The 19,092-nt window shown below is 68.1% G+C and carries 19 protein-coding genes; 6 read left to right on the top strand and 13 right to left on the bottom strand.

Annotated elements, in window-relative coordinates:
* Positions 1-18 precede the first annotated feature (18 nt).
* Positions 19-1,554, bottom strand: coding sequence for a dipeptidase (locus ASC93_RS07640; protein WP_229412632.1), 1,536 nt, complete (start codon positions 1,552-1,554; stop codon positions 19-21).
* Positions 1,555-1,665: 111 nt separating this feature from the next.
* Between ASC93_RS07640 and ASC93_RS07635 the strand changes: the two genes are divergently transcribed.
* Entirely contained in the window at positions 1,666-2,520 is an 855-nt protein-coding gene (locus ASC93_RS07635) for a pirin family protein (RefSeq protein ID WP_056439572.1), read from the top strand.
* Positions 2,521-2,641: 121 nt separating this feature from the next.
* Here the strand turns inward: ASC93_RS07635 and ASC93_RS07630 are convergent, their stop codons facing one another.
* Both ASC93_RS07630 and ASC93_RS30530 read right to left on the bottom strand, forming a co-directional pair.
* Positions 2,642-3,007 carry a hypothetical protein gene (locus ASC93_RS07630; RefSeq protein ID WP_056439570.1) on the bottom strand — a complete coding sequence of 122 codons (366 nt, stop codon included), beginning with the start codon at positions 3,005-3,007 and terminating at the stop codon, positions 2,642-2,644.
* 13 nt (positions 3,008-3,020) lie between these two features.
* Complete coding sequence (locus ASC93_RS30530; RefSeq protein ID WP_157201792.1) at positions 3,021-3,344, bottom strand: hypothetical protein; 324 nt, start codon at positions 3,342-3,344, stop codon at positions 3,021-3,023.
* Between ASC93_RS30530 and ASC93_RS07625 the strand changes: the two genes are divergently transcribed.
* The 5 genes from ASC93_RS07625 to ASC93_RS07605 all read left to right on the top strand — a co-directional run bounded on the left by ASC93_RS07625 (position 3,339) and on the right by ASC93_RS07605 (position 9,165).
* Positions 3,339-4,388, top strand: a complete 1,050-nt coding sequence (locus ASC93_RS07625; RefSeq protein ID WP_056439567.1) for an asparaginase — start codon at positions 3,339-3,341, stop codon at positions 4,386-4,388. The two genes, ASC93_RS30530 and ASC93_RS07625, sit on opposite strands and share 6 nt — an antisense overlap.
* Before the next feature lie 177 nt (positions 4,389-4,565).
* Positions 4,566-5,012 (top strand): MarR family winged helix-turn-helix transcriptional regulator, encoded by a 447-nt coding sequence (locus ASC93_RS07620; RefSeq protein WP_056439719.1) that lies wholly within the window; start codon positions 4,566-4,568, stop codon positions 5,010-5,012.
* 26 nt (positions 5,013-5,038) lie between these two features.
* Positions 5,039-6,541, top strand: a complete 1,503-nt coding sequence (locus ASC93_RS07615; protein WP_056439716.1) for an MDR family MFS transporter — start codon at positions 5,039-5,041, stop codon at positions 6,539-6,541.
* Between the two features lie 18 nt (positions 6,542-6,559).
* On the top strand, positions 6,560-8,014 hold the full coding sequence (locus ASC93_RS07610) for an efflux transporter outer membrane subunit (protein ID WP_056439563.1): 1,455 nt from the start codon (positions 6,560-6,562) through the stop codon (positions 8,012-8,014).
* The gene (locus ASC93_RS07605; protein WP_056439559.1) at positions 8,011-9,165 is read left to right on the top strand and encodes an HlyD family efflux transporter periplasmic adaptor subunit; all 1,155 of its coding nucleotides are present in this window, start codon (positions 8,011-8,013) and stop codon (positions 9,163-9,165) included. Before ASC93_RS07610 ends, ASC93_RS07605 begins: the two co-directional genes overlap by 4 nt.
* A 16-nt stretch (positions 9,166-9,181) precedes the next feature.
* Here ASC93_RS07605 and ASC93_RS07600 read toward each other — a convergent pair whose 3' ends face one another.
* The 10 genes from ASC93_RS07600 to ASC93_RS07555 form a co-directional block, all read right to left on the bottom strand.
* On the bottom strand, positions 9,182-9,472 hold the full coding sequence (locus ASC93_RS07600) for a protealysin inhibitor emfourin (RefSeq protein WP_056439555.1): 291 nt from the start codon (positions 9,470-9,472) through the stop codon (positions 9,182-9,184).
* A complete protein-coding gene (locus ASC93_RS07595) occupies positions 9,472-10,500 on the bottom strand; it encodes a M4 family metallopeptidase (RefSeq protein WP_056439552.1) in 1,029 nt (342 codons plus the stop codon). The genes ASC93_RS07600 and ASC93_RS07595 overlap by 1 nt, the downstream gene beginning before the upstream one ends.
* A gap of 95 nt (positions 10,501-10,595) precedes the next feature.
* Complete coding sequence (locus ASC93_RS07590) at positions 10,596-11,522, bottom strand: 2-hydroxyacid dehydrogenase (RefSeq protein ID WP_056439551.1); 927 nt, start codon at positions 11,520-11,522, stop codon at positions 10,596-10,598.
* The gene (locus ASC93_RS07585; RefSeq protein ID WP_056439549.1) at positions 11,519-12,217 is read right to left on the bottom strand and encodes a fumarylacetoacetate hydrolase family protein; all 699 of its coding nucleotides are present in this window, start codon (positions 12,215-12,217) and stop codon (positions 11,519-11,521) included. The genes ASC93_RS07590 and ASC93_RS07585 overlap by 4 nt, the downstream gene beginning before the upstream one ends.
* Before the next feature lie 111 nt (positions 12,218-12,328).
* Positions 12,329-13,270 carry a LysR family transcriptional regulator gene (locus tag ASC93_RS07580; protein ID WP_056439546.1) on the bottom strand — a complete coding sequence of 314 codons (942 nt, stop codon included), beginning with the start codon at positions 13,268-13,270 and terminating at the stop codon, positions 12,329-12,331.
* A 56-nt stretch (positions 13,271-13,326) separates the two neighbouring features.
* Positions 13,327-14,277, bottom strand: coding sequence for a glycoside hydrolase family 43 protein (locus ASC93_RS07575; RefSeq protein WP_056439543.1), 951 nt, complete (start codon positions 14,275-14,277; stop codon positions 13,327-13,329).
* Between the two features lie 101 nt (positions 14,278-14,378).
* Positions 14,379-15,371 (bottom strand): galactofuranose ABC transporter, permease protein YjfF, encoded by a 993-nt coding sequence (gene yjfF / locus ASC93_RS07570; RefSeq protein WP_056439540.1) that lies wholly within the window; start codon positions 15,369-15,371, stop codon positions 14,379-14,381.
* A complete protein-coding gene (locus ASC93_RS07565; protein WP_056439537.1) occupies positions 15,368-16,402 on the bottom strand; it encodes an ABC transporter permease in 1,035 nt (344 codons plus the stop codon). Before ASC93_RS07565 ends, yjfF begins: the two co-directional genes overlap by 4 nt.
* A complete protein-coding gene (locus tag ASC93_RS07560; protein WP_056439534.1) occupies positions 16,399-17,919 on the bottom strand; it encodes a sugar ABC transporter ATP-binding protein in 1,521 nt (506 codons plus the stop codon). Before ASC93_RS07560 ends, ASC93_RS07565 begins: the two co-directional genes overlap by 4 nt.
* Positions 17,920-17,923: 4 nt before the next feature.
* Entirely contained in the window at positions 17,924-18,886 is a 963-nt protein-coding gene (locus ASC93_RS07555; RefSeq protein WP_056439712.1) for an ABC transporter substrate-binding protein, read from the bottom strand.
* Positions 18,887-19,092: the final 206 nt, after the last annotated feature.

The raw sequence follows: 19,092 nt of genomic DNA, 5'->3' as shown, positions 1-19,092 counted from the left end.
CCATGCCCGCGGGAGGCGTTACTTGGCCAGCTCGGCCAGCACGGCCGTGTACATCTCGAGGTTCAGAAGCAATTGCTTGGTGGTGATGAACTCGTGTTCCGAATGGCCCGTATAGACCGTGTGCGGCATCGCGGGGCCGAAGCTGACGGCGTGCGGGAACAGGCGCGAATTGGTGCCGCCGCCGATGGCGACCGGCTTCGGGTCCTTGATGCCCGTGAAGTACGCGAACGTCTTCATCAGCACCGGCAGCTGGGGCGCATCCTTCTGCATCCACGGGTCGCCGATCTGCGCCGAGATGTTCGCCAGTTGCACGTGCGCACCCTGCCATTGCGCCAGCGCGGCATTGATCTCGTTGGTCAGCTGCTCCTTGGTCTTGCCCTGCGGACGGCGGATGTTGATCGACAGTTCGATGCCGCCGTCGTCGTGCTGGCGGATCACCGTCGGCGCGAACGTCATCGGGCCCATGAAGGCGTCGCGGTAGGCGATGCTGCCGAATTTTTCGCCGAAGTAGCCGGTGCCCACCATCTCGTTGAGGAAGTTCACCAGGGCGCCTGCCGTCGTGTCCGGCCACGGCTGCACGGCCAGCGCGTCGGCCAGCATGCTGATGGCGTTGACGCCGTCTTCCGGCTTGGACGAGTGCGCCGACAGGCCCTTGGCCGTGACGAGCAGGTCCTTGCCCTTCCATTCGAACTGGTAATGCATGCCGACCTGCTTGCCGGCACGCGCGCGGATCTGCGCCTCCAGTGCCGGCGTCGCGTCGGCGACGAGGGCCTGCGCGTCCTCGGGAATCTGGCTGCCGAAGAACCCGCCGCGGAATTCCTTCACGAAGGGCGTGCCCGCGGGCGGCGCGGCGGCCGTTTTCGGCATCGTGACGGCCAGCGTGCCATACCCCTTCTCCGCCGTGACGGCCGGGTATTCGGCGTCGAGCGTGATGTTCATCTGCGGCAGCGTGTACCCCTTGATGAAGGCTTCCAGCGGGCCCCAGTCCGATTCCTCGGCCATGTAGACGTACAGCTCGATGCGCTTGGACAGCGGCACCTGCAGGTCCTTCAGCGACTTCATCGCGTACAGCGCGGTGGCGATGGGGCCTTTATCGTCCTCGGCGCCGCGCGCCAGCAGGCGGCCCGGTTCGCTCGTGGCGTCCAGTTCGAACGGCGACTTCTTCCACTTGCTCGCATCGACGGGCTGCACGTCGCCGTGCGCCACGAGGCCCACGCGCTCGCTGCCCTTGCCCAGGCCGACGACGGCCACGCAGCCGTAATCGGTAAAGTCCAGCCCCAGCCGCTCCGCTTCCTGCTTCAGGTAGGCCTTGAACGCGATGTGGCGCGGATTGCGTTCGCACGGGATGGCCTTGTCGGCCACCGTGTTGTAGCTGACGAGCCTGGACAGCGTGTCGACCACGTCGTCGCGATAGGCCGTGACGGCATGCTTGGCCGCCTTGATCGCGGCGTCGCCGGGCACGGCCGGGGTCGCGGTCGGCGCCCCCATCGCGCTTGCCGCCCAGGCCAGGCTGATGGCCGCGGCCAGGTTGCGTGCGCATGTTTTCGTATTCATCGTTATCGTCTCCATGATTGCAAAAGCGCAACGAGTCTAGCAGGGATGCGGGAAGTGCGTGCGATGGGGTATCGTATTGGTTCGAACCATCGGAGAAGCGGAGAAACGAGCATGGCCCACAAGATCATCCGGCGCGTGCATGCCGCGCTGCGCGACGACATCGGCGACCTGATCACCCGGCGCCCCGTGCCGGGGCCGCATCTCGACCAGATCGATCCCTTCCTGTTCCTCAACCACCACGGACCGCAGGTCTACCCGCCGCACAACCGCGGCCTGCCGTTCGGGCCGCATCCGCACCGCGGCTTCGAGACCGTCACCTTCATCCTCGACGGGCTGCTGGCCCACCGCGACAGCGCCGGCCACGAGAGCGTGATCGGCCCGGGCGGCGTGCAATGGATGACGGCCGGCCGCGGCATCGTGCACGCGGAAGTGTCGCCGCGCGAATTCATGGAGCGCGGCGGCGGCCTGGAGATCCTGCAGCTGTGGGTCAACCTGCCGCCCGCGCTCAAGATGACGGCGCCGCGCTACGTGGGATTGCAGGCCGACGGGATTCCGGTCGTGGACAAGGGCGACGGCGTGCGCGTGCACCTCGTGTCGGGAACGGTTGGCGGCGTGACGGGCCCGGTCGAATCGCTGACGGGCGTGGCGCTGTGCACGGTGGAGATGAAGGCGGGTGCGCGCCTGCACGTGGACGGCCTGCTCGACCGGAATGTGTTCCTGTACGTCGTGCGCGGCGTGATCCAGTGCATGCCGGAGACGGTCAGCGCCTGCCACCTGGCCGAGTTCGAACCGCAGGGCGACGAGATCGAGATCCTGGCCGACCGCAACAGCCTGCTGTTGCTGGGCCATGCCGAGCCGATCCGCGAACCGGTCGTGGCGCACGGGCCGTTCGTGATGAATACGCGTGCGGAAATCCAGCAGGCGATCGCCGATTACCAGGCCGGGCGCTTCGGCGCGCCGATCTGACCGTCGATCGCGCACCGGCGGAAGGGGTGCGGCGCCGGGGCGTGGCCGCCCCGCTCGCGCCGCGCTGAAAGGCGCCGGCCCGGACCGTGTCGGCCGGGCCGGCCGTGTTGGGCGCCGCGCATCAGCGCGCGGCCTGGTTGACGACGACCTCGTCGGCGTACGGCACCTCGTTGAACGCGATGATGGTGCCCGTGTCGCGCGTGACGAATTTCTTGGGACCGACCGGCACCAGTTCTTCGTGCTTGCCGTCCATGTCCACGTACAGCCGGTTCATCCGGTTCGTCACTTTCATCGTGCGGCCGTCGGCGAGCAGGAACGCACCGCGCATGTGCCGGGCTTCGTCCTCGTTCAGGCGGTATGAGTGCGACGTGCCCGGCAACTGCACGGCGCTGGCGCTGGCCGACGAGGGCGCGATGGACGGGTCGGCGAACGCCGACAGCGACAGGGTGGCGGCGCCGATGAAGGCCAGGGCTTGTGGAATACGCATGATTGCTCCGAAGTCAAGATACGAAATATAGAACGGACCACAAGCGCGATTTCAAAATGATCGCCGGATGCTCAATGGGTCCACCGTTTTTCATATCGCCGCATCGATAATGTGCGGCGAGTGATGACAGTGTAGGAAGCGCTTGCGGCGGCGTCATCGGCGAACCGCCGAAGCGTCGAAAACGGGGGATGAACTGTCGAAAAACCGGGGCGGATTGCTGCGGATGCATATAGTTTTTGACATCGTCCGCGCCGGCTCGGGCGCGCACCGTGCGGCCGATATCCGGTACAGTGGCGGCGTCGAGAACCCCATCCGGACGAAGGAGAGACCGATGCATCCAGTGCCTCTGGTGGCCACGACGCGTGGCTATCCGCGGGACCGCGACCTGGCCGGCGGCTACGCGGTCGAGAACATCCACCATGGTTCGATCGCCGTCGTCGACGTGGCCGGCCGCCTGCTGTGGTCGGCGGGCGATCCCGACGTCATGACGTTCACCCGTTCGGCCCTGAAACCGTTCCAGGCCCTGCCCTTCGTCCTGGACGACGGCCCGGCCCGCTTCGGCTTCACCCGCGCCGAACTGGCCCTCCTGTGCGCCAGCCACTCTGGCGAGGAAAAGCATCTGGTGGGCGTGACGGCCATCCTCGACAAGATCGGCGTGGACGAAAGCCAGCTCGCCTGCGGCTGCGCGGCGCCGCTGTACTACGACGCCGTCGGCCTGCCCGTGCCGGCCGGGCGGCGCTGGCGCACGGTCCACCACAATTGCTCGGGCAAGCACAGCGGCTTCCTCGCCTGGTGCCGCCTGCACGGCGCACCGACGGCGGACTACGTCGATCCCGCGCACCCGCTGCAGCGCGCGATCCGCGCCACGCTGGCCGATTGCGTGCAGATGACGGAAGACACGCTGCCGATGGGCATCGACGGCTGCTCGGCGCCGAACTACGCGATGCCGCTGGCGCGCCTCGCGCACCTGTATGCGCGCCTGGCGCAACCGGGGCCGGACGCCCGCCTCGGCGGCGCGCTGGGCGACCTGTTCGACGCGATGACGGCACACCCGGACATGGTGTCGGGCGACTCGCGCACCGACCTCGCGTGGATGCAGGCCGGCGGCGGCGACTGGGTCGCCAAGATCGGCGCGGACGCCGTGCAGGCCATCGGCATCCGCTCGGCCGGCATCGGCATCGCGATCAAGGTGGCGGACGGCGCCCCGCGCGCGCTGCACCCGGCCACGTTCTCCGTGCTCGATCAGCTGGGCCTGCTGGACGCCACGCGCCGCGCCCACCTCGACCCGTACCGCGCACCGCCGCTCAGGAACGCGCGCGGCATCGTGGCCGGCGACGTCCACGCCGTGTTCACGCTCGACAAGGCCGAGCCGCCCGCCTGAATCGTCAAGTCGTCAATTCGGGGTCAGAGCCCGGTTTTGGGAAATTGCCCTCGATTTCATCGTCAATTCGGGGTCAGAGCCCGGTTTTGGGAAATTGCCTTCGATTTCATTGCCAGCTTGCACAGTTCGCCAACGTCGCATAAAATCGATAGGTTTCTATCTATTTTATGACTAATGATGAGTAGCCTACCCGAATCGTTCGAAGAACGCTTCTCGGCAGCCCTGCACACGAGCGCGCGGCTGTGGCGGCTCGCGCTGGACAAGCGCCTCAAGCACCTGGGCATCGGCCAGTCCGGCTGGATGACGATCGCGATGATCGCCAAGTCGGGCGAACCGATGTCGCAGCGGGCGCTGGCCGACCTGGTCGGCGTCGAGGGGCCGTCGATGGTGTCGATGCTGGACCGCCTGGAGCGCGACGGCTTCGTCGCGCGCGCGCCCTCGCCCCTCGACCGCCGTGTGAAACTCGTGCACCTGACCGACACCGGCAAGACCGTCTACGCCGAAGTCATCGGCGAAGCGGCGCCATTCCGGGCCGACCTGCTGGCCGGCCTCGACCCGCAGGCGCTGGCCACGGCGACCGTCCTGCTGGAGACCTTGAAGAAGCGCCTCGAGGACACCCTGTGACGACGGCCGCGCCCATCAACCGCACCATGATCACGATCTCGATCATGCTGGCGACGATCATCCAGGCGCTGGACGGCACCATCGCCAACGTCGCCCTGCCGCACATGCAGGGGTCGCTGTCGGCGTCGCAGGACCAGATCACGTGGGTGCTGACGTCGTTCATCGTGGCGGCCGCCATCGCGACGCCGCTCAACGGCTGGCTCGTCGACCGCTTCGGCCTGAAGCGCGTGTTCCTCGTGTCCGTCGCGGGTTTCACGCTCGCCTCGGTGCTGTGCGGGATCTCGGCCACGCTGACGGAAATCGTCGTCGCGCGCATGCTGCAGGGCGTGTTCGGCGCGGCGCTCGTGCCGCTGTCGCAGTCCGTCCTCCTCGACATCAACCCGCGCGAAAAGCACGGGTCGGCGATGGCCGTGTGGGGCATGGGCGTGATGATCGGACCGATCCTGGGCCCGACGCTGGGCGGCTGGCTGACGGACAGCTACAGCTGGCGCTGGGTCTTCTTCATCAACGTGCCGATCGGCGCGCTGGCCTTCTGGGGCATCTGGCGCTACATCCACGCGGCCGCCCCGGCGCGGCGCGTGCGCTTCGACACGTTCGGCTTCGTCACGCTGTCGGTCGCCATCGGCGCGCTGCAGATGCTGCTCGACCGCGGCGAGCAGAACGACTGGTTCGGCTCGACCGAGACGTGGGTCGAACTGATCCTGACGACGCTCGCCTTCGCGTACTTCATCGGCCACACGCTGACGCGCCCCGCCGGCCAGTCGTTCGTCGACTTCCGCCTGCTGAAGAACGCCAACTACGTCACGGGCCTGCTCCTGATCTTCATCGTCGGCATGGTGCTGTTCGCGACGCGCGCGCTGATGCCGACGATGCTGCAGGGCCTCATGGGCTATCCGGCCAAGCTGGCGGGCCTCGTCACGGCGCCGTCGGGCCTCGGGACGATGGCCGCGATGATGATCGTCGGGCGCCTCACGGGCAAGGTCGATTTCCGCCTGCTGCTCGGCGTCGGCTTCGCCATCACGGCGTTCTCGCTGTGGCAGATGACGCACTACACGCTCGTGCTGTCGCAGTCCGACATCGTGTGGCCGGGCGTGATCCAGGGCGTGGGCCTGGGCCTCGTGTTCGTGCCGCTGTCGGCCGCCACGTTCGCGACGCTGTCGCCGCAGATGCGCGCGGAAGGCACGGCGCTGTACAGCCTCGTACGCAATATCGGCTCGTCGATCGGCATCGCGCTCGTGCAGGCCCTCCTCGTGCGCAACACGCAGATCGCGCACGCGTCGCTGGCCACGCAGGTGAACGCCGCGAATCCGGCCGTGCACGATCCGATGAGCCTCTACGACATGGCGACGCAGGCCGGCCCCGCCCTCATCAACAACGAAATCACGCGCCAGGCATCGATGATCGCCTACGTCGACGACTACTGGCTGATGATGCTCCTGACCCTGGCCGTGATCCCGACGCTGCTGCTGATCCGCCCGCCCAAGGCAGCCGCCGCGCCGGCGCAGATCGACCACGCGGCCCTCGAATAAGCGAAAGACCCGAACAACGTGCGACACTTCAAACTCATTCCCATCGCGGCCGCCGCGCTGGCCTTGCTGTCCGGCTGCATCAGCGTCCCCCCGGACGCGCGCCAGGTGCGCGGCCCCGATTTCGCCAAGGCGCAGCATGCACCGGCCATCCAGCTGCCGGCCGACGCCTGGCCCGCCGAGCAGTGGTGGCTCGACTACCACGACCCGCAGCTGAACGGCCTCGTGGCGCGCGCCCTGCGCGACAATCCGTCGCTCGCGGTGGCCGCCGCGCGCGTCGCCAGCGCGCGCGCCGCGTTCGGCGCGGAAGTCGCCAACGAAGGCGGCAAGGTCGATCTCGCATCGGGCCTGAACCGCCAGCGCTATTCGTCGAACGGCTTCTTCCCGCCGCCGATCGGCGGGGCGTGGTTCAACGACGCCTCCGTATCGCTGCGCGCCTCTTACGACTTCGACTGGTGGGGCAAGCACCGCGCCCTCATCGCCGCCGCGCTGGGCGAAACGAATGCGGCCGCCGCCGAAGCCGCCCAGGTCCGCCAGACCCTCGCCGCATCCGTCGTGCAAAGCTATCTGCGCCTGCAGATGCTGTGGGCGCGCCAGGACAACACGAACGCCCTGATCGCGGTGCAGCGCGACGTGATCGCCGGCCGCAAGACCCGCATGGCGCATGGCCTGATCAGCGCCGATGCGCTACAGAGCGCGGAGCAGGACCTCGCGAGCCTGCAGGAACAGGCGGCCCATTACGACACTGACGCCGCGCGCGAACGCGAAGGCCTGCGCGCCCTCGTTGGCGGCGACGCCACCGCGCTGAACGACCTCGCGCGCTTCCAGAGCGCGCCGGCGATCGATGCCGTGCCGCGCGAACTGGGCATGGAGCTGCTCGCGCGCCGTCCCGACCTGCAGGCCGCGCGCTGGCGCGTCGAGGCGCAGCTGGGGCGCGTGGCCGCCAGCGAAGCCGCGTTCCGGCCCGACATCAACCTCGCGGCCGCCATCGGCCTCGATGCGACGTCGCTCGGCAAGCTGCTGCGCTATCCGAGCCGCACGCCGCTCCTCGGCGCCACGCTGGACCTGCCCCTGTTCGACAGCGGCCGCCTGCACGCCCAACTGGGCAGCGCACGCACCAGCCGCGACGAACTGCTGGCCGAGTACAACGAGGCCGTCCTGACCGCCGTGCGCGACGTCGCGCGCGAAGCGGCCACCCTGCAAGGCATCGAAAAAGAGACGCAGGCGCACGCCGCCACGCTGGCGGCGAGCCGCAGGCTGGCCGCGAACGCCGAGGCCCGCATGCGGCGCGGCCTGGCCGACCGCAGCGCCGTGCAGCAGGCGCGCATGGCCGTGCTGCGCCAGCGCGACGTCGACCTGCAGCTGACGGACGCGCGCCTGCAGACGCAGGTCGCCCTCGCGCGCGCGCTCGGCGGCGGCTACCACGCGACACCGCCCGCCCTCACCCAATCGAACACGAAGCCAAACCGACCATGAGCACCGAGACCCCAGTCACCTCCAATAAAAAACGCCGCGTCGTCCTGGCCGGCATCACCGTCGCCTTCCTCGCCGCCGGCGCGGCCTACGCCGCCTGGTATGCGCTGGTCGCATCGAAGCGCGTCGAGACCGACAACGCCTACGTGGGCGGCAACCTCGTGAACGTGTCGTCGCAGGTGACGGGCAGCGTCGTCGAGATCCGCGCCGACGAGACCCAGCTGGTGCAGGCCGGCACCGAGATCGTCCGCCTCGATCCGTCCGACGCGGAAGTCGCGCTGGCCCAGGCCGAGGCGCGCCTGGGCACGGCCGTGCGCCAGCAGCGCGAGCGCTACACGAGCGTGGCGCAGTACGAGGCCGTCGTCGACCAGCGCCGCGTGGAACTCAAGGCGAAACAGGAAGACCTGGCGCGCCGCGCGCCGCTGGCGGCCGACAACCTCGTCTCCGGCGAAGACGTGGCGCACGCCCGCCGCGCCGTCGACGACGCGAAGGCCGCACTTACAGTCGCGCAGAAGCAGCTGGCGGCCGCGCGCGTGACGGTGGCGGGCGTGTCCCCCGCCGAGCACCCGAACGTGCTGGCCGCGAAGGCCGACTACCTGTCCGCGTGGCTGGCCGCGCGCCGCAACGCGATCGTCGCGCCGGTGTCGGGCTATGTGGCCAAGCGCAGCGTGCAGGTCGGCAGCCGCATCGCGCCGGGCGCGCCGCTGCTGTCGATCGTGCCGCTGGACCAGCTGTGGGTCGACGCCAATTTCAAGGAATCGGAATTGCGCGATATCCGCGTGGGCCAGGCGGCCACCGTCGAAGCCGACATCTACGGCAGCAAGGTGGTCTACCACGGCAAGGTCGTGGGCCTCGGCGCGGGCACGGGCAGCGCGTTCTCGCTGCTGCCGGCGCAGAACGCCACCGGCAACTGGATCAAGGTCGTGCAGCGCGTGCCGGTGCGCATCTCGCTCGATCCGAAGGAGCTGGCGGCGCATCCGCTGCGCGTGGGCCTGTCGGCCACGGTCGACGTGGACATCAGCCACAAGGGCGGCAGCGCGCTCGGCACGGTCGCCGCACCGGCACCGGCGTATGCGACCACGGTGTTGAACCAGCCGTTGCAGCAGGCGAAGGCGGCGACGGATGCCATCGTCGCCAGGAACATGGCCAATTGAGAATCGGCGCCGCGCGTTACGTTCGTTCGATGAATTCGACCAGCTCGCGCAGCGCCGGCGGCGCCGCGTCGAGGTGAAAGCGCACCTGGCGCGGCGTACCGTCATCGATCGTCAGCGTGTACGTGAAATCCCACGACTGCGGCCGCGGCTTCAGCAAGGTCGGCGGCAGTTGCGCGAGGTCGAGCGCCTGCACGAGCCCGCGCACGCGCGTACCTTTGGCTGCAGGCAGGCTGTCGACGTCCACGTCGCGCGTCTGTGCCCCCGCCGGCCCGGTGAAGCCGCCCACGCAATGCAGCGACAGGCGCATCACACGACGCCCACCTCGTGCCACGCGCCCTGCACGGCCGCGGCCTCGGCGGACCCGACGCCGTGGCGCAGCTCGGCCGCCTTGACGGTGGCCTGGGCGGCGTCCGCGAACGTCGCGTCCGGATGCAGCAGCGACAGCGCCTGGTACCAGATCGGCCCCGCCTTGTCCCAGCTGTGCCCGCCCAGCTTGATCGCGGCGAGATAGAACGCGTGGTTGGGGATGCCGGAATTCGTGTGCACGTCCCCGCCTTCCACATACCCCGCCATCGTGCCCGGCTGGTCGTCGCCCGACCACGTGAGGGCCGTATTGCCCGGATCGGCCATCGAACGCAACGCCTTGCCGACGGCGGGCGTCATGATGCCGGCGCCGATCAGCCAGTCGGCCTTTTTGGCCGTCTGCTTCAGGTGCCATTGCTTGACGACGGAGCCGAACACGTCGGACACGGATTCGTTCAGCGCCCCGCTCTGGCCATCGTAGACGAGGCCCCCGCCCGGCACCGTGTACTGCGTGACGCCGTGGGTCAGCTCGTGCGCGATCACGTCGAGCGCGTGCGTGAAGCCCGTGAACAGCTTGCCGTCGCCGTCGCCGTAGACCATCTGGCGGCCGTTCCAGAACGCGTTGTTGAAGCTCCTGCTGTAATGGACGCTCGAATCGATGCCCAGGCCGCGGCCGTCAATGGAATTGCGGTGCAGGACCTGCTGGTAGAAGTCGTAGGTGGTGCCGGCGCCGTCGAACGCCTCGTTGACGGCCGTGTCGGCCACGGGCGCCGCCGTCTCGGTGCGGACCAGCTTGCCGGGCAGGCGCGTCTTGTGGTGCGCGTCGTACACGGTGCGGTGCTTGACGCCGGGCGCCACCTGCAGCCCCGGCGCGGCGAGGCCGCTGGCCGCGCGCTGGCCGCGCAGGAAGGCCGAGCGTTCCATCTGCTCGAGCAGGCGCTGGCGCTCCGCCTCGTCGGCCTGGACGGCCAGCTTGCGCAGCATCGAAGACGGGATGATGAAACAGGTGCACGCGGGCGTGTGGATGTGCATAGGACCTCCATGGCGGTTTGCGCTCGTCTTGATGAGCGTAATCCACCCGGCCGCGCTGCGGCGCACAATAGCCGTACCGTGGTGCGGCCCTTGCCTCAGTCCGGCTCGACCGGCGTCAGCGCCCTGCCGCTGCGGAACCAGGCGCGCACATTGTCCAGCATGAGCTGCGCCATCGCCGCGCGCGTCTCGTGCGTGGCGCTGCCCACGTGCGGCGTGAGCATCACGTTGGGAAGCAGCAGGAAGCGCGGGTCGATGTCCGGCTCGTTGTCGAACACGTCCAGCGCCGCGCCGGCGATGCCGCCCCGCTCCAGCGCCGCGAGCAGCGCCTGCTCGTCGACGAGCGAGCCGCGCGCCACGTTCACGAGGTAGCCGGCGGGGCCCAGCGCGTCCAGCACGCGCGCGTCGATCAGGTGCTTCGTGTCCGCGCCGCCGGGTGCGACGACGATGAGGATGTCGCTGTCGCGCGCGAGCGTGGCCAGGTCGGCCTCGTAGCGCCACGCCAGGTTCTGGTCGGTGCGGCCGTGGTAGGCGAGCGCGACGCCGAACATCTCCAGCCGGCGCGCGATCTCCTTGCCGATGCGGCCCATGCCGACGATGCCCACGTGCTTGCCCGCCAGGCTCGTCGCCAGCGGGAAGCCGGCGCTCGTCCACTGGCCCGCGCGCACGTAGCGGTCGGCCTGCGGCAGGCGGCGCAGCAGTGCCAGCAGGGAGCCGATGCACAGCTCGGCCACGGCGGCGTTCAGCACGTCCGGCGTGTTGGCCACGACGATGCCGCGGCTGGCCGCCAGCGCGCGCGGGATCAGGTCGTAGCCGACGCCGCAGGTGGCGATGATCTCGAGTGCCGGCAGGCGCCGCACGACGTCTTCCGGCACCTCCTGGTTGCTGCGCGTGACGATGGCGCCGACGTGAGGCGCCAGGTGCGGCTCGCGTTCGAGATCGGCGAGGCCCAGGCAGCGGAATTCGGCGTCGAGCTGGGCCTGGATCTCGGGCGCGAAACCCCCGATCTGCAGGACCGTCTTCATGCCCCCGTGCCGATCTGCAGTTCGAACGTCGTCACGCCATCGACGCCGCCGCGCACCTGGTCGCCCGGGTTCAGCGCAGCGACGCCGGCCGGCGTGCCCGTGTAGATCAGGTCACCCGGCGCCAGCGCGACGAGCCGGGACAGCGCGGCGATCACGTCCGCCACGGGCCAGATCATCTCGTTCAGATTGCCTTCCTGCCTGGCCTGGCCGTTCACTTCCAGCCAGATGCGCGCGTCCTGCGGATGGCCCGTGCGCGCGGCCGGCACGAGCGCGCTGCACGGCGCGGAGGCGTCGAAGCCCTTCGCCATGTCCCACGGGCGGCCATCCTTCTTGGCGACGGCCTGCAGGTCGCGCCGCGTCAGGTCCAGGCCCACGCCGTAGCCCCACACGAGGTCCAGCGCGCGCTCGGGCGCGATGTCCGTGCCGCCGCCCTTCAATGCGACGACCAGTTCGACTTCATGGTGCAGGTCGCGCGTGGACGACGGATACGGCACGGTGCCGCTGGCCGGCACGACGGCGTCCGCCGGCTTGGTGAAGAAGAACGGCGGTTCGCGGTTCGGATCGGCGCCCATCTCGCGTGCGTGGGCGGCATAGTTGCGGCCGACGCAGAACACGCGGCGCAGCGGGAATACCTGGTCGGAACCGGCCACGGCGAGGGCCGGGACGGCGGGAGGCGGAATGACGAAGGCAGTCATGCGGTTCCTTGTAAAGACATTGCGATGGCACCGGACCAGCCGGATGCGCCGGACAGCCTAACACAATCGCGCTGTGGACGAAGGAGCAATACAGGGCTGCGCGCCCCCGGCTCAGTAGATCTCCTTGGCCGCCGCCCGCACCGCGCGCAGCAGCAGGTCGGCGCCCGGCGACAGCAGGTGGTCCTGGTGGCGGATGATGCCGAACGCGTCCATCTTGCACGGCAGTTCGATCGGCAGGATGCGCATCACGTTCAGCGATGCGTAGTACTGCGCCACCTCGATCGGCATCACGTGCAGCGAATCGGTCTGCTGCAGCAGGGCCGTGATCATCAGCAGCGCGGTCGTGTCGACGACGTTGGCCGGCGGCTCCAGGCCGGCGCGGCGGAACATCATGTCGAAGCGGTAGCGCAGGATGCTGCCGTGCGGCGGCACGATCCACGGCAGCGGCGCGATGTCCTGCAAGGCCAGGGCCTTGCGCTCCAGCAGCGGATGGCCGGGACGGACGACGGCGCAGGCCGGCTCCTCCGTCAGCTCCTCATAGATCAGGCCGGACGTGTCGCCCGTGTCGAAGATGCGGCCGATCATGAAGTCGAGCATGCCGTGCTGCAGTTTGTCGAGCAGCAGGTTGCTGGTCTCCAGCTGCACGCCGATGCGCAGCAGCGGGGCCTCTTCCTTCACGCGGGCGATGGCGCGCGGCAGCAGCGCCATCGCGGGCGTCATGATCACGCCGACCTCGACCTGGCCCGTGAGGCCGGCCTTGAGCGTGACGATGTCGTCGTGCGCCAGCGCGAGGCTCGTCAGGGCCATGCGCGCGTGGCGGATCATCGTCTCGCCGTAGATCGTCGGCTCCATGCCGCGCGGCAGGCGCTCGAACAGCTTGACGTCCAGCATCTCCTCGAGATCCTTGATCTGCTTGGAGGCGGCCGGCTGCGTCATGTGCAGTTCATCGGCCGCACGGTGGATGTTGCGGTAGTCGTCGAGCGCGATCAAGAGCAGCAGCTGCCGGGTCTTGAGGCGGGCCTTGAGAAACCAGTTCGGGTTGGTCGTATCCATCAATACATCATATCATTATTGATATCGATTTAACGGAAATCTCCGTTAAACCATAATCACTTGCACGCTGCCGATGGATTCGCGGCCGGCCCCTGCGCCGTCTGCGCGACGGGCAGGATCTTGCCGTCCGGACCGTAGTGCAATTCCTCGACGGCGACCGAGCGGCGGTACTCGCCACCGGTCGGCAGCTTGCCGTTGTGGTAAATGATGTAGGACTTGCCGTTGAAGTCGATGATCGCGTGGTGGATCGTGCCGAGGTTCGTGTTCTTCTCCATGATCACGCCGCCGTACGACCACGGGCCGGTGGCCGTGGGGCCCGTCATGTACGCGGTCTCTTCCGGCCACTTGCGCGAGTACGACAGGTAGTACTTGCCGGCGTGCTTGTGCAGGTACGACGCTTCCGTGAACGCTTCCAGGCCCACCGTGTGGATCGGACCGTCCAGCTCCGTCATGTTGGCTTTCAGCTTCGCGTACTTCATGACGGTGTTGCCCCAGTACAGGTAGGCCTGGCCGTCGTCGTCGACGAAGATGGCGGGGTCGATGTCGTCCCAGCCGATCGGCGTCTCGTGCGTCATGTCGTTGGTGACGAGGGCCGAACCGCGCGCGTCGACGAACGGGCCGGTCGGGCTGTCCGACACGGCCACGCCGATCGCCTTGCCGGGGATCGTCTTGTGCTCGACGGTCACGTAGAGGTAGTACTTGCCGTTGCGCTTCGCAATGTCGCTGGCCCACGCATCCTTGGCCGCCCATTTGAACGTGGAGAACGGCACGGCGTTCGGCGCCTCGGTCCAGTGCTGCATGTCGCAGCTGGAGAACACCTTCCACTCGTTCATCAGGTAATCCTTGCCGCCGACGGGCGCCTCGTCATGGCCGACGTACAGGTACACGCGGCCGTTGTCGACGAGGGCGGCCGGGTCGGCCGTGAAGATCTTGCTGGTGATGGGATTGGCGGCGTGGGCGAGCGCCGCCGTCGCGACCAGGGCCGCGGCGAGCGTGGGTTTGAGCATGTAGTCTCCGTTGTTGTACGATCACCGGCGTTGGCAACGCCGGGTACAGCAGGGGCCGCGCCCGCCTCCGTGTGGCCGGAGGTCGTGCGCGCGAGCCGCCTTTATTGTTTCGAACGCCCGCCCATCACGCGCTGCACGACACAGAAGATGAACAACAGCGCCCCGATGACGATCCTGGTCCACCACGAGCTGAGCGTGCCGTCGAAGGCGATCAGCGTCTGGATCGCGCCCAGCACCAGCACGCCGGACAGCGCGCCGGCAATGTAACCGTAGCCGCCCGTGAGCAGGGTGCCGCCGATGACGACGGCGGCGATGGCATCGAGCTCCGTGCCCTGCCCGTGCAGGCCGTAGCCGGACAGCATGTAGAAGGAGAACAGCACGCCGGCCAGCGCCGCGCAGAAGCCCGACAGCGCATACACGAGGACCTTGGTGCGGCCGACGTTCAGGCCCATCATCGCGGCCGACTGCTCGTTGCCGCCGACGGCGTACACGGCCCGGCCGAACGCCGTGTAGTGCGCGAGCCAGATCGCGACGAGCAGGACGACGACGGCAATGATGGCGCTCGGCGACAGGAACGCGCCGAAGATGGGCACCTGCGTCTGCGACATCGCGGTGAACATCGGATTGTCGATCGTGATCGACTCCACGCTGATCAGGTAGCACAGGCCGCGCGCGAGGAACATGCCGGCCAGCGTGACGATGAACGGCTGCAGCTTGAACAGGTGGATGATCGCGCCCATCGCGCCGCCGAAGCACGCGCCCAGCAGCAGCACGAGCGCGATGACGGCGAGCGGCGGCCAGTGGGCGTTCTGCAGCAGCCAGGCCGAGATCATCGTCGACAGCGCCAGCACGGAGCCGACCGAGAGGTCGATGCCGCCGGACAGGATCACGAAGCCCATGCCCACCGCGATCACGAGCAGGAAGGCGTTGTCGATCAGGAGGTTGAAGATCACCTGCAGCGACAGGAAGCCCGGATACACGGCCCCGCCGATGCCGAGCATCGCCAGCAGCAGCACCACGGTGACGATGGACGTGAACCACGGCGCGCCGGAGATTGCACTGCGGCCGCGGGCATTCGTTGCGACCGCGCTCATGCGGACCTCCGCAGGATGTTCTTGAATTCGCTCGACTGCGAGATGCAGACGGCGAAGACGACGATGGATTTGACGACCATGTTCACTTCGGGCGGGACGCCCAGCGAGTAGATGGTGGAGGTGAGCGTCTGGATGATCAGCGCGCCGATCACGCTGCCCACCAGGCTGAATTTGCCGCCGGCCAGCGAAGTGCCGCCCAGCGTGACGGCGAGGATCGCGTCCAGCTCCAGCAGCAGGCCCGCATTGTTGGCGTCCGCGCTCTTGATGTTCGACGTGATCAGCATGCCGGCCAGTCCCGCGCAGGCGCTGCAGAACACGTACACGAACGTGATGAGCGTCGCGGTGCGCAGGCCCGCGAGGCGCGCCGCCACCGGATTGATGCCGACGGCCTGGATGAACAGGCCGAGGGCCGTCTTCTTCACCAGCAGCAGCGTCGCCGCGAACACCGCGGCCACGACGAACAGCGAGAACGGCAGGCCGGCAAGGTAGCCGCTGCCCAGGAAGAAGAACGGCTGGTAATACACGGTGACGATCTGGCCGTCCGTCAGCAGCTGCGCGAGACCGCGCCCCGCGACCATCAGGATCAGGGTCGCGACGATGGGCTGCAGCTTGATCCCGGCGACGAGCACGCCGTTCCACAGCCCGCACAGCAGCGCGACGCCGAGCGCCGCCGCCAGCGCGAGGGCCATCGGCGTTTCGGGCGTGCTGCCGCCGATGAGCATCGCCGACACGGTGCCGGACAGCGCGACGACGGCGCCGACGGAGATATCGATACCACGCGTGGCGATGACAAGCGTCATGCCGAGCGCCGCCAGCATCAGCGGCGCGGCGCGGTTGAGGATGTCGATGATCGCGCCGTACAGGTGCCCTTCCTTGACTTCGAGGTGGAAGAAGCCGGGCACGAGGAACGCGTCGACGAGCAGCAGCGCGACGAGCGCGCCGATGGGCCGCACGAGCGGGTGCAGCAGCCAGGCGGTGCGCGATGCCCCCGCGCGCGCGGCCGGTTTGACGGTGGCGCCGGTGGTGCTCATGCCGTCTCCCCCGCGATCACGTGCAGCACGGACGTCTCGTCGAGATCGCCGCGCCGGTACTCGCCACACGCCTTGCGGTCGCGCATGACGACCATGCGGTCGGACACGCGCAGCACTTCCGGCAGTTCGGACGAGATGAAGAGAATGGACATGCCCTTGCGGCACAGGTTGCTGACGTAATCCATGATTTCCTGCTTGGCGCGCACGTCGATGCCGCGCGTCGGTTCGTCGAGAATCATCAGGCGCGGATCGGTCGCGAGCCAGCGCGCCAGCAAGACCTTCTGCTGGTTGCCGCCGGAGAGCGTGCCGATCGGCGTCTCGATGCTGGCCGTCTTGATCCCCAGCCACTTGACGTAGTCCAGCGCCAGCTGCTGCTGGCGCTTGAAGGGAATGGCGCGGAAGATGCCCTGGCGCGCCTGCAGCGCGAGGATCAGGTTTTCGCGCACGGACAGCGCGAGGATCGCGCCTTCGTGCTTGCGGTCTTCCGAACAGAAGCCGATGCCCTCGCGAATCGCGTCGCGCGGGTTCGCGAAACTCACCTGCTTGCCGTCGATGTCGATGCTGCCGCCGTCCGCCTTGTCGGCGCCGAACAGCAGGCGCGCGGTTTCGGTGCGGCCGGAGCCCAGCAGGCCGGCAAGGCCCAGCAGCTCGCCGCGGCGCAGTTCCAGGTCGACCGGCGACAGCACGCCCTTGCGCGCGATGCCGCGTGCGCGCAGGAAGACGTCGCCGGGTTCGGGCACCTCGCCCTGCAGCGCGGCATCCGCCGCATGTTCGGCGTCGGCGGGCGCGCCGATCATCTTGTTGACGAGGGCCAGGCGCGACAGATCGGCGCACGCATACTCGCCTTCGCGCTCGCCGTTGCGCATCACCGTGATGCGGTCCGAGATCGCATACGTCTGGTCGAGGAAGTGGGTGACGAACAGGATCGCCATGCCCTCTTCGCGCAGGCGGCGCAGCACCGAGAACAGCATCTGCACTTCCGCCTCGTCCAGGCTGGACGTGGGTTCGTCGAGGATGAGCACGCGCGAATCCGTGTTCAGCGCCCGCGCGATGGCGACCATCTGCTGGATCGCGAGCGGATAGTCCGCGAGCGGGCGGCTGACGTCGACGTGGATCTCGAGGCGGGCCAGCAGCGCGGCCGCCTGCGTGCGCATGCTGCGCCAGTCGACCATGCCGAAGCGGCGCGGATAGCGCCCGATGAAGATGTTTTCCGCGACCGACAGATTCGGGCACAGATTGACTTCCTGGTAGACGGTGCTGACGCCGAGGTTCTGCGCATCCTGCGTGGAGCGCGGCTGGATCGCCCGGCCGTTCAGCACGATGCTGCCGGCGTCCGGTTGATAGACGCCGGTGAGGACCTTGATCAGCGTGGACTTGCCCGCGCCGTTCTGGCCCATCAGCGTATGGACTTCGCCGGGGAACAGGCGCAATCCTGCTTCGGACAGCGCCTTCACCCCGGGAAAAGCCTTGTGGATGCCGGTGACTTCCAACACCGGCTGCTTCGAATCGACCATCATCGACTCAATACTTACGGTTCGGGAGTTCCTTCGCCGCCACCTCAGCCGGGAACACGCCCTCGTTCACGACGATGCGTTTCGGGACCGGCTTGCCGGCCACGACGTCCTGCGCCGTCTGGATCAGGGTCGGTCCGAGCAGCGGATTGCACTCGACCGTCACGTTCAGCTTCCCGGCCTTCATCGCCTCGAACGCGCCTTTCACGCCGTCGATCGAAATGATGATGATGTCCTTGCCCGGTTTCAGGCCGGCTTCCTCGATCGCCTGGATCGCGCCGATGGCCATGTCGTCGTTGTGCGCGTACAGGACGTTGATGTTCTTGCCTTCGGACTTCAGGAAGGCTTCCATCACTTCCTTGCCCTTGGCGCGGGTGAAATCGCCCGTCTGCGAACGGATGATCTTCAGCTTCGGATTCGCCGCGATGACTTCGGCGAAACCGGCCTTGCGGTCCAGCGCCGGCGCGGCACCGGTCGTGCCCTGCAGCTCGACGATGTTGAGCGGCTTGCCGCCGATCTTCTTGTCATAGTCGAGCAGCCAGCGTCCGGCGCGGCGGCCCTCTTCCACGAAGTCGGAACCGATGAAGCTGACGTACAGCGACGGGTCGCTGACCTTCACGGCGCGGTCGGTCAGGATCACGGGGATCTTCGCGTTCTTCGCTTCGCGCAGCACGGTCTCCCAACCGGTCTCCACGACCGGCGAGAACGCAATCACGTTGACACGCTGGGCGATGAAGGAACGGATGGCCTTGACCTGGTTCTGCTGTTGCTGCTGGGCGTCGGCGAACTTGAGGGTGACGCCGGCCTTCTTGGCGGCGTCCTTGATCGAGGCGGTATTCGCCGTGCGCCACTCGCTTTCGGCGCCGACCTGCGAGAAGCCGATCGTGAGGGGTTTGGCGGCAAATGCCGGGATGGCGGTTGCGCACGCGACAGCGGCGGCAACGCCCAGGAGGGTTCTACGGGTGACGGTCATCACTTTGTCTCCGGAATTGTTGTGCATGGATACTATGACAGAAGTGACATATTCATCCAATCATTTTTTTGACGGAATCCATATCCATTTCGGTATCCCGGCCGCATGCCCGAACGCGCGGGCGCGGGCGCGGCACGGCGCAGGACACGGGCACGGGCACGGCGCAGGACGTCGTGTCATTCGATACGCGGCGTAAAAACGTCGTT

It is taken from the genome of Massilia sp. Root335 (assembly GCF_001425685.1).
Taxonomy (GTDB): domain Bacteria; phylum Pseudomonadota; class Gammaproteobacteria; order Burkholderiales; family Burkholderiaceae_D; genus Telluria; species Telluria luteola.
Note: the sequence above shows the minus strand (reverse complement) of the source record. Positions and strands in the feature narration are given on the sequence as shown.

Coding starts and splice junctions, on each gene's coding strand:
- ASC93_RS07605 (WP_056439559.1), top strand. CDS start 8,011: ATGAGCACCGAGACCCCAGTCACCTCCAATAAAAAACGCCGCGTCGTC.
- ASC93_RS07620 (WP_056439719.1), top strand. CDS start 4,566: ATGAGTAGCCTACCCGAATCGTTCGAAGAACGCTTCTCGGCAGCCCTG.
- ASC93_RS07630 (WP_056439570.1), bottom strand. CDS start 3,007: ATGCGTATTCCACAAGCCCTGGCCTTCATCGGCGCCGCCACCCTGTCG.
- ASC93_RS30530 (WP_157201792.1), bottom strand. CDS start 3,344: ATGCATCGGTCTCTCCTTCGTCCGGATGGGGTTCTCGACGCCGCCACT.
- ASC93_RS07615 (WP_056439716.1), top strand. CDS start 5,039: ATGATCACGATCTCGATCATGCTGGCGACGATCATCCAGGCGCTGGAC.
- ASC93_RS07585 (WP_056439549.1), bottom strand. CDS start 12,217: ATGACTGCCTTCGTCATTCCGCCTCCCGCCGTCCCGGCCCTCGCCGTG.
- ASC93_RS07555 (WP_056439712.1), bottom strand. CDS start 18,886: ATGACCGTCACCCGTAGAACCCTCCTGGGCGTTGCCGCCGCTGTCGCG.
- ASC93_RS07565 (WP_056439537.1), bottom strand. CDS start 16,402: ATGAGCACCACCGGCGCCACCGTCAAACCGGCCGCGCGCGCGGGGGCA.
- ASC93_RS07595 (WP_056439552.1), bottom strand. CDS start 10,500: ATGCACATCCACACGCCCGCGTGCACCTGTTTCATCATCCCGTCTTCG.
- ASC93_RS07625 (WP_056439567.1), top strand. CDS start 3,339: ATGCATCCAGTGCCTCTGGTGGCCACGACGCGTGGCTATCCGCGGGAC.
- ASC93_RS07575 (WP_056439543.1), bottom strand. CDS start 14,277: ATGCTCAAACCCACGCTCGCCGCGGCCCTGGTCGCGACGGCGGCGCTC.
- ASC93_RS07600 (WP_056439555.1), bottom strand. CDS start 9,472: ATGCGCCTGTCGCTGCATTGCGTGGGCGGCTTCACCGGGCCGGCGGGG.
- ASC93_RS07560 (WP_056439534.1), bottom strand. CDS start 17,919: ATGATGGTCGATTCGAAGCAGCCGGTGTTGGAAGTCACCGGCATCCAC.
- ASC93_RS07590 (WP_056439551.1), bottom strand. CDS start 11,522: ATGAAGACGGTCCTGCAGATCGGGGGTTTCGCGCCCGAGATCCAGGCC.
- yjfF (WP_056439540.1), bottom strand. CDS start 15,371: ATGAGCGCGGTCGCAACGAATGCCCGCGGCCGCAGTGCAATCTCCGGC.
- ASC93_RS07580 (WP_056439546.1), bottom strand. CDS start 13,270: ATGGATACGACCAACCCGAACTGGTTTCTCAAGGCCCGCCTCAAGACC.
- ASC93_RS07635 (WP_056439572.1), top strand. CDS start 1,666: ATGGCCCACAAGATCATCCGGCGCGTGCATGCCGCGCTGCGCGACGAC.
- ASC93_RS07640 (WP_229412632.1), bottom strand. CDS start 1,554: ATGAATACGAAAACATGCGCACGCAACCTGGCCGCGGCCATCAGCCTG.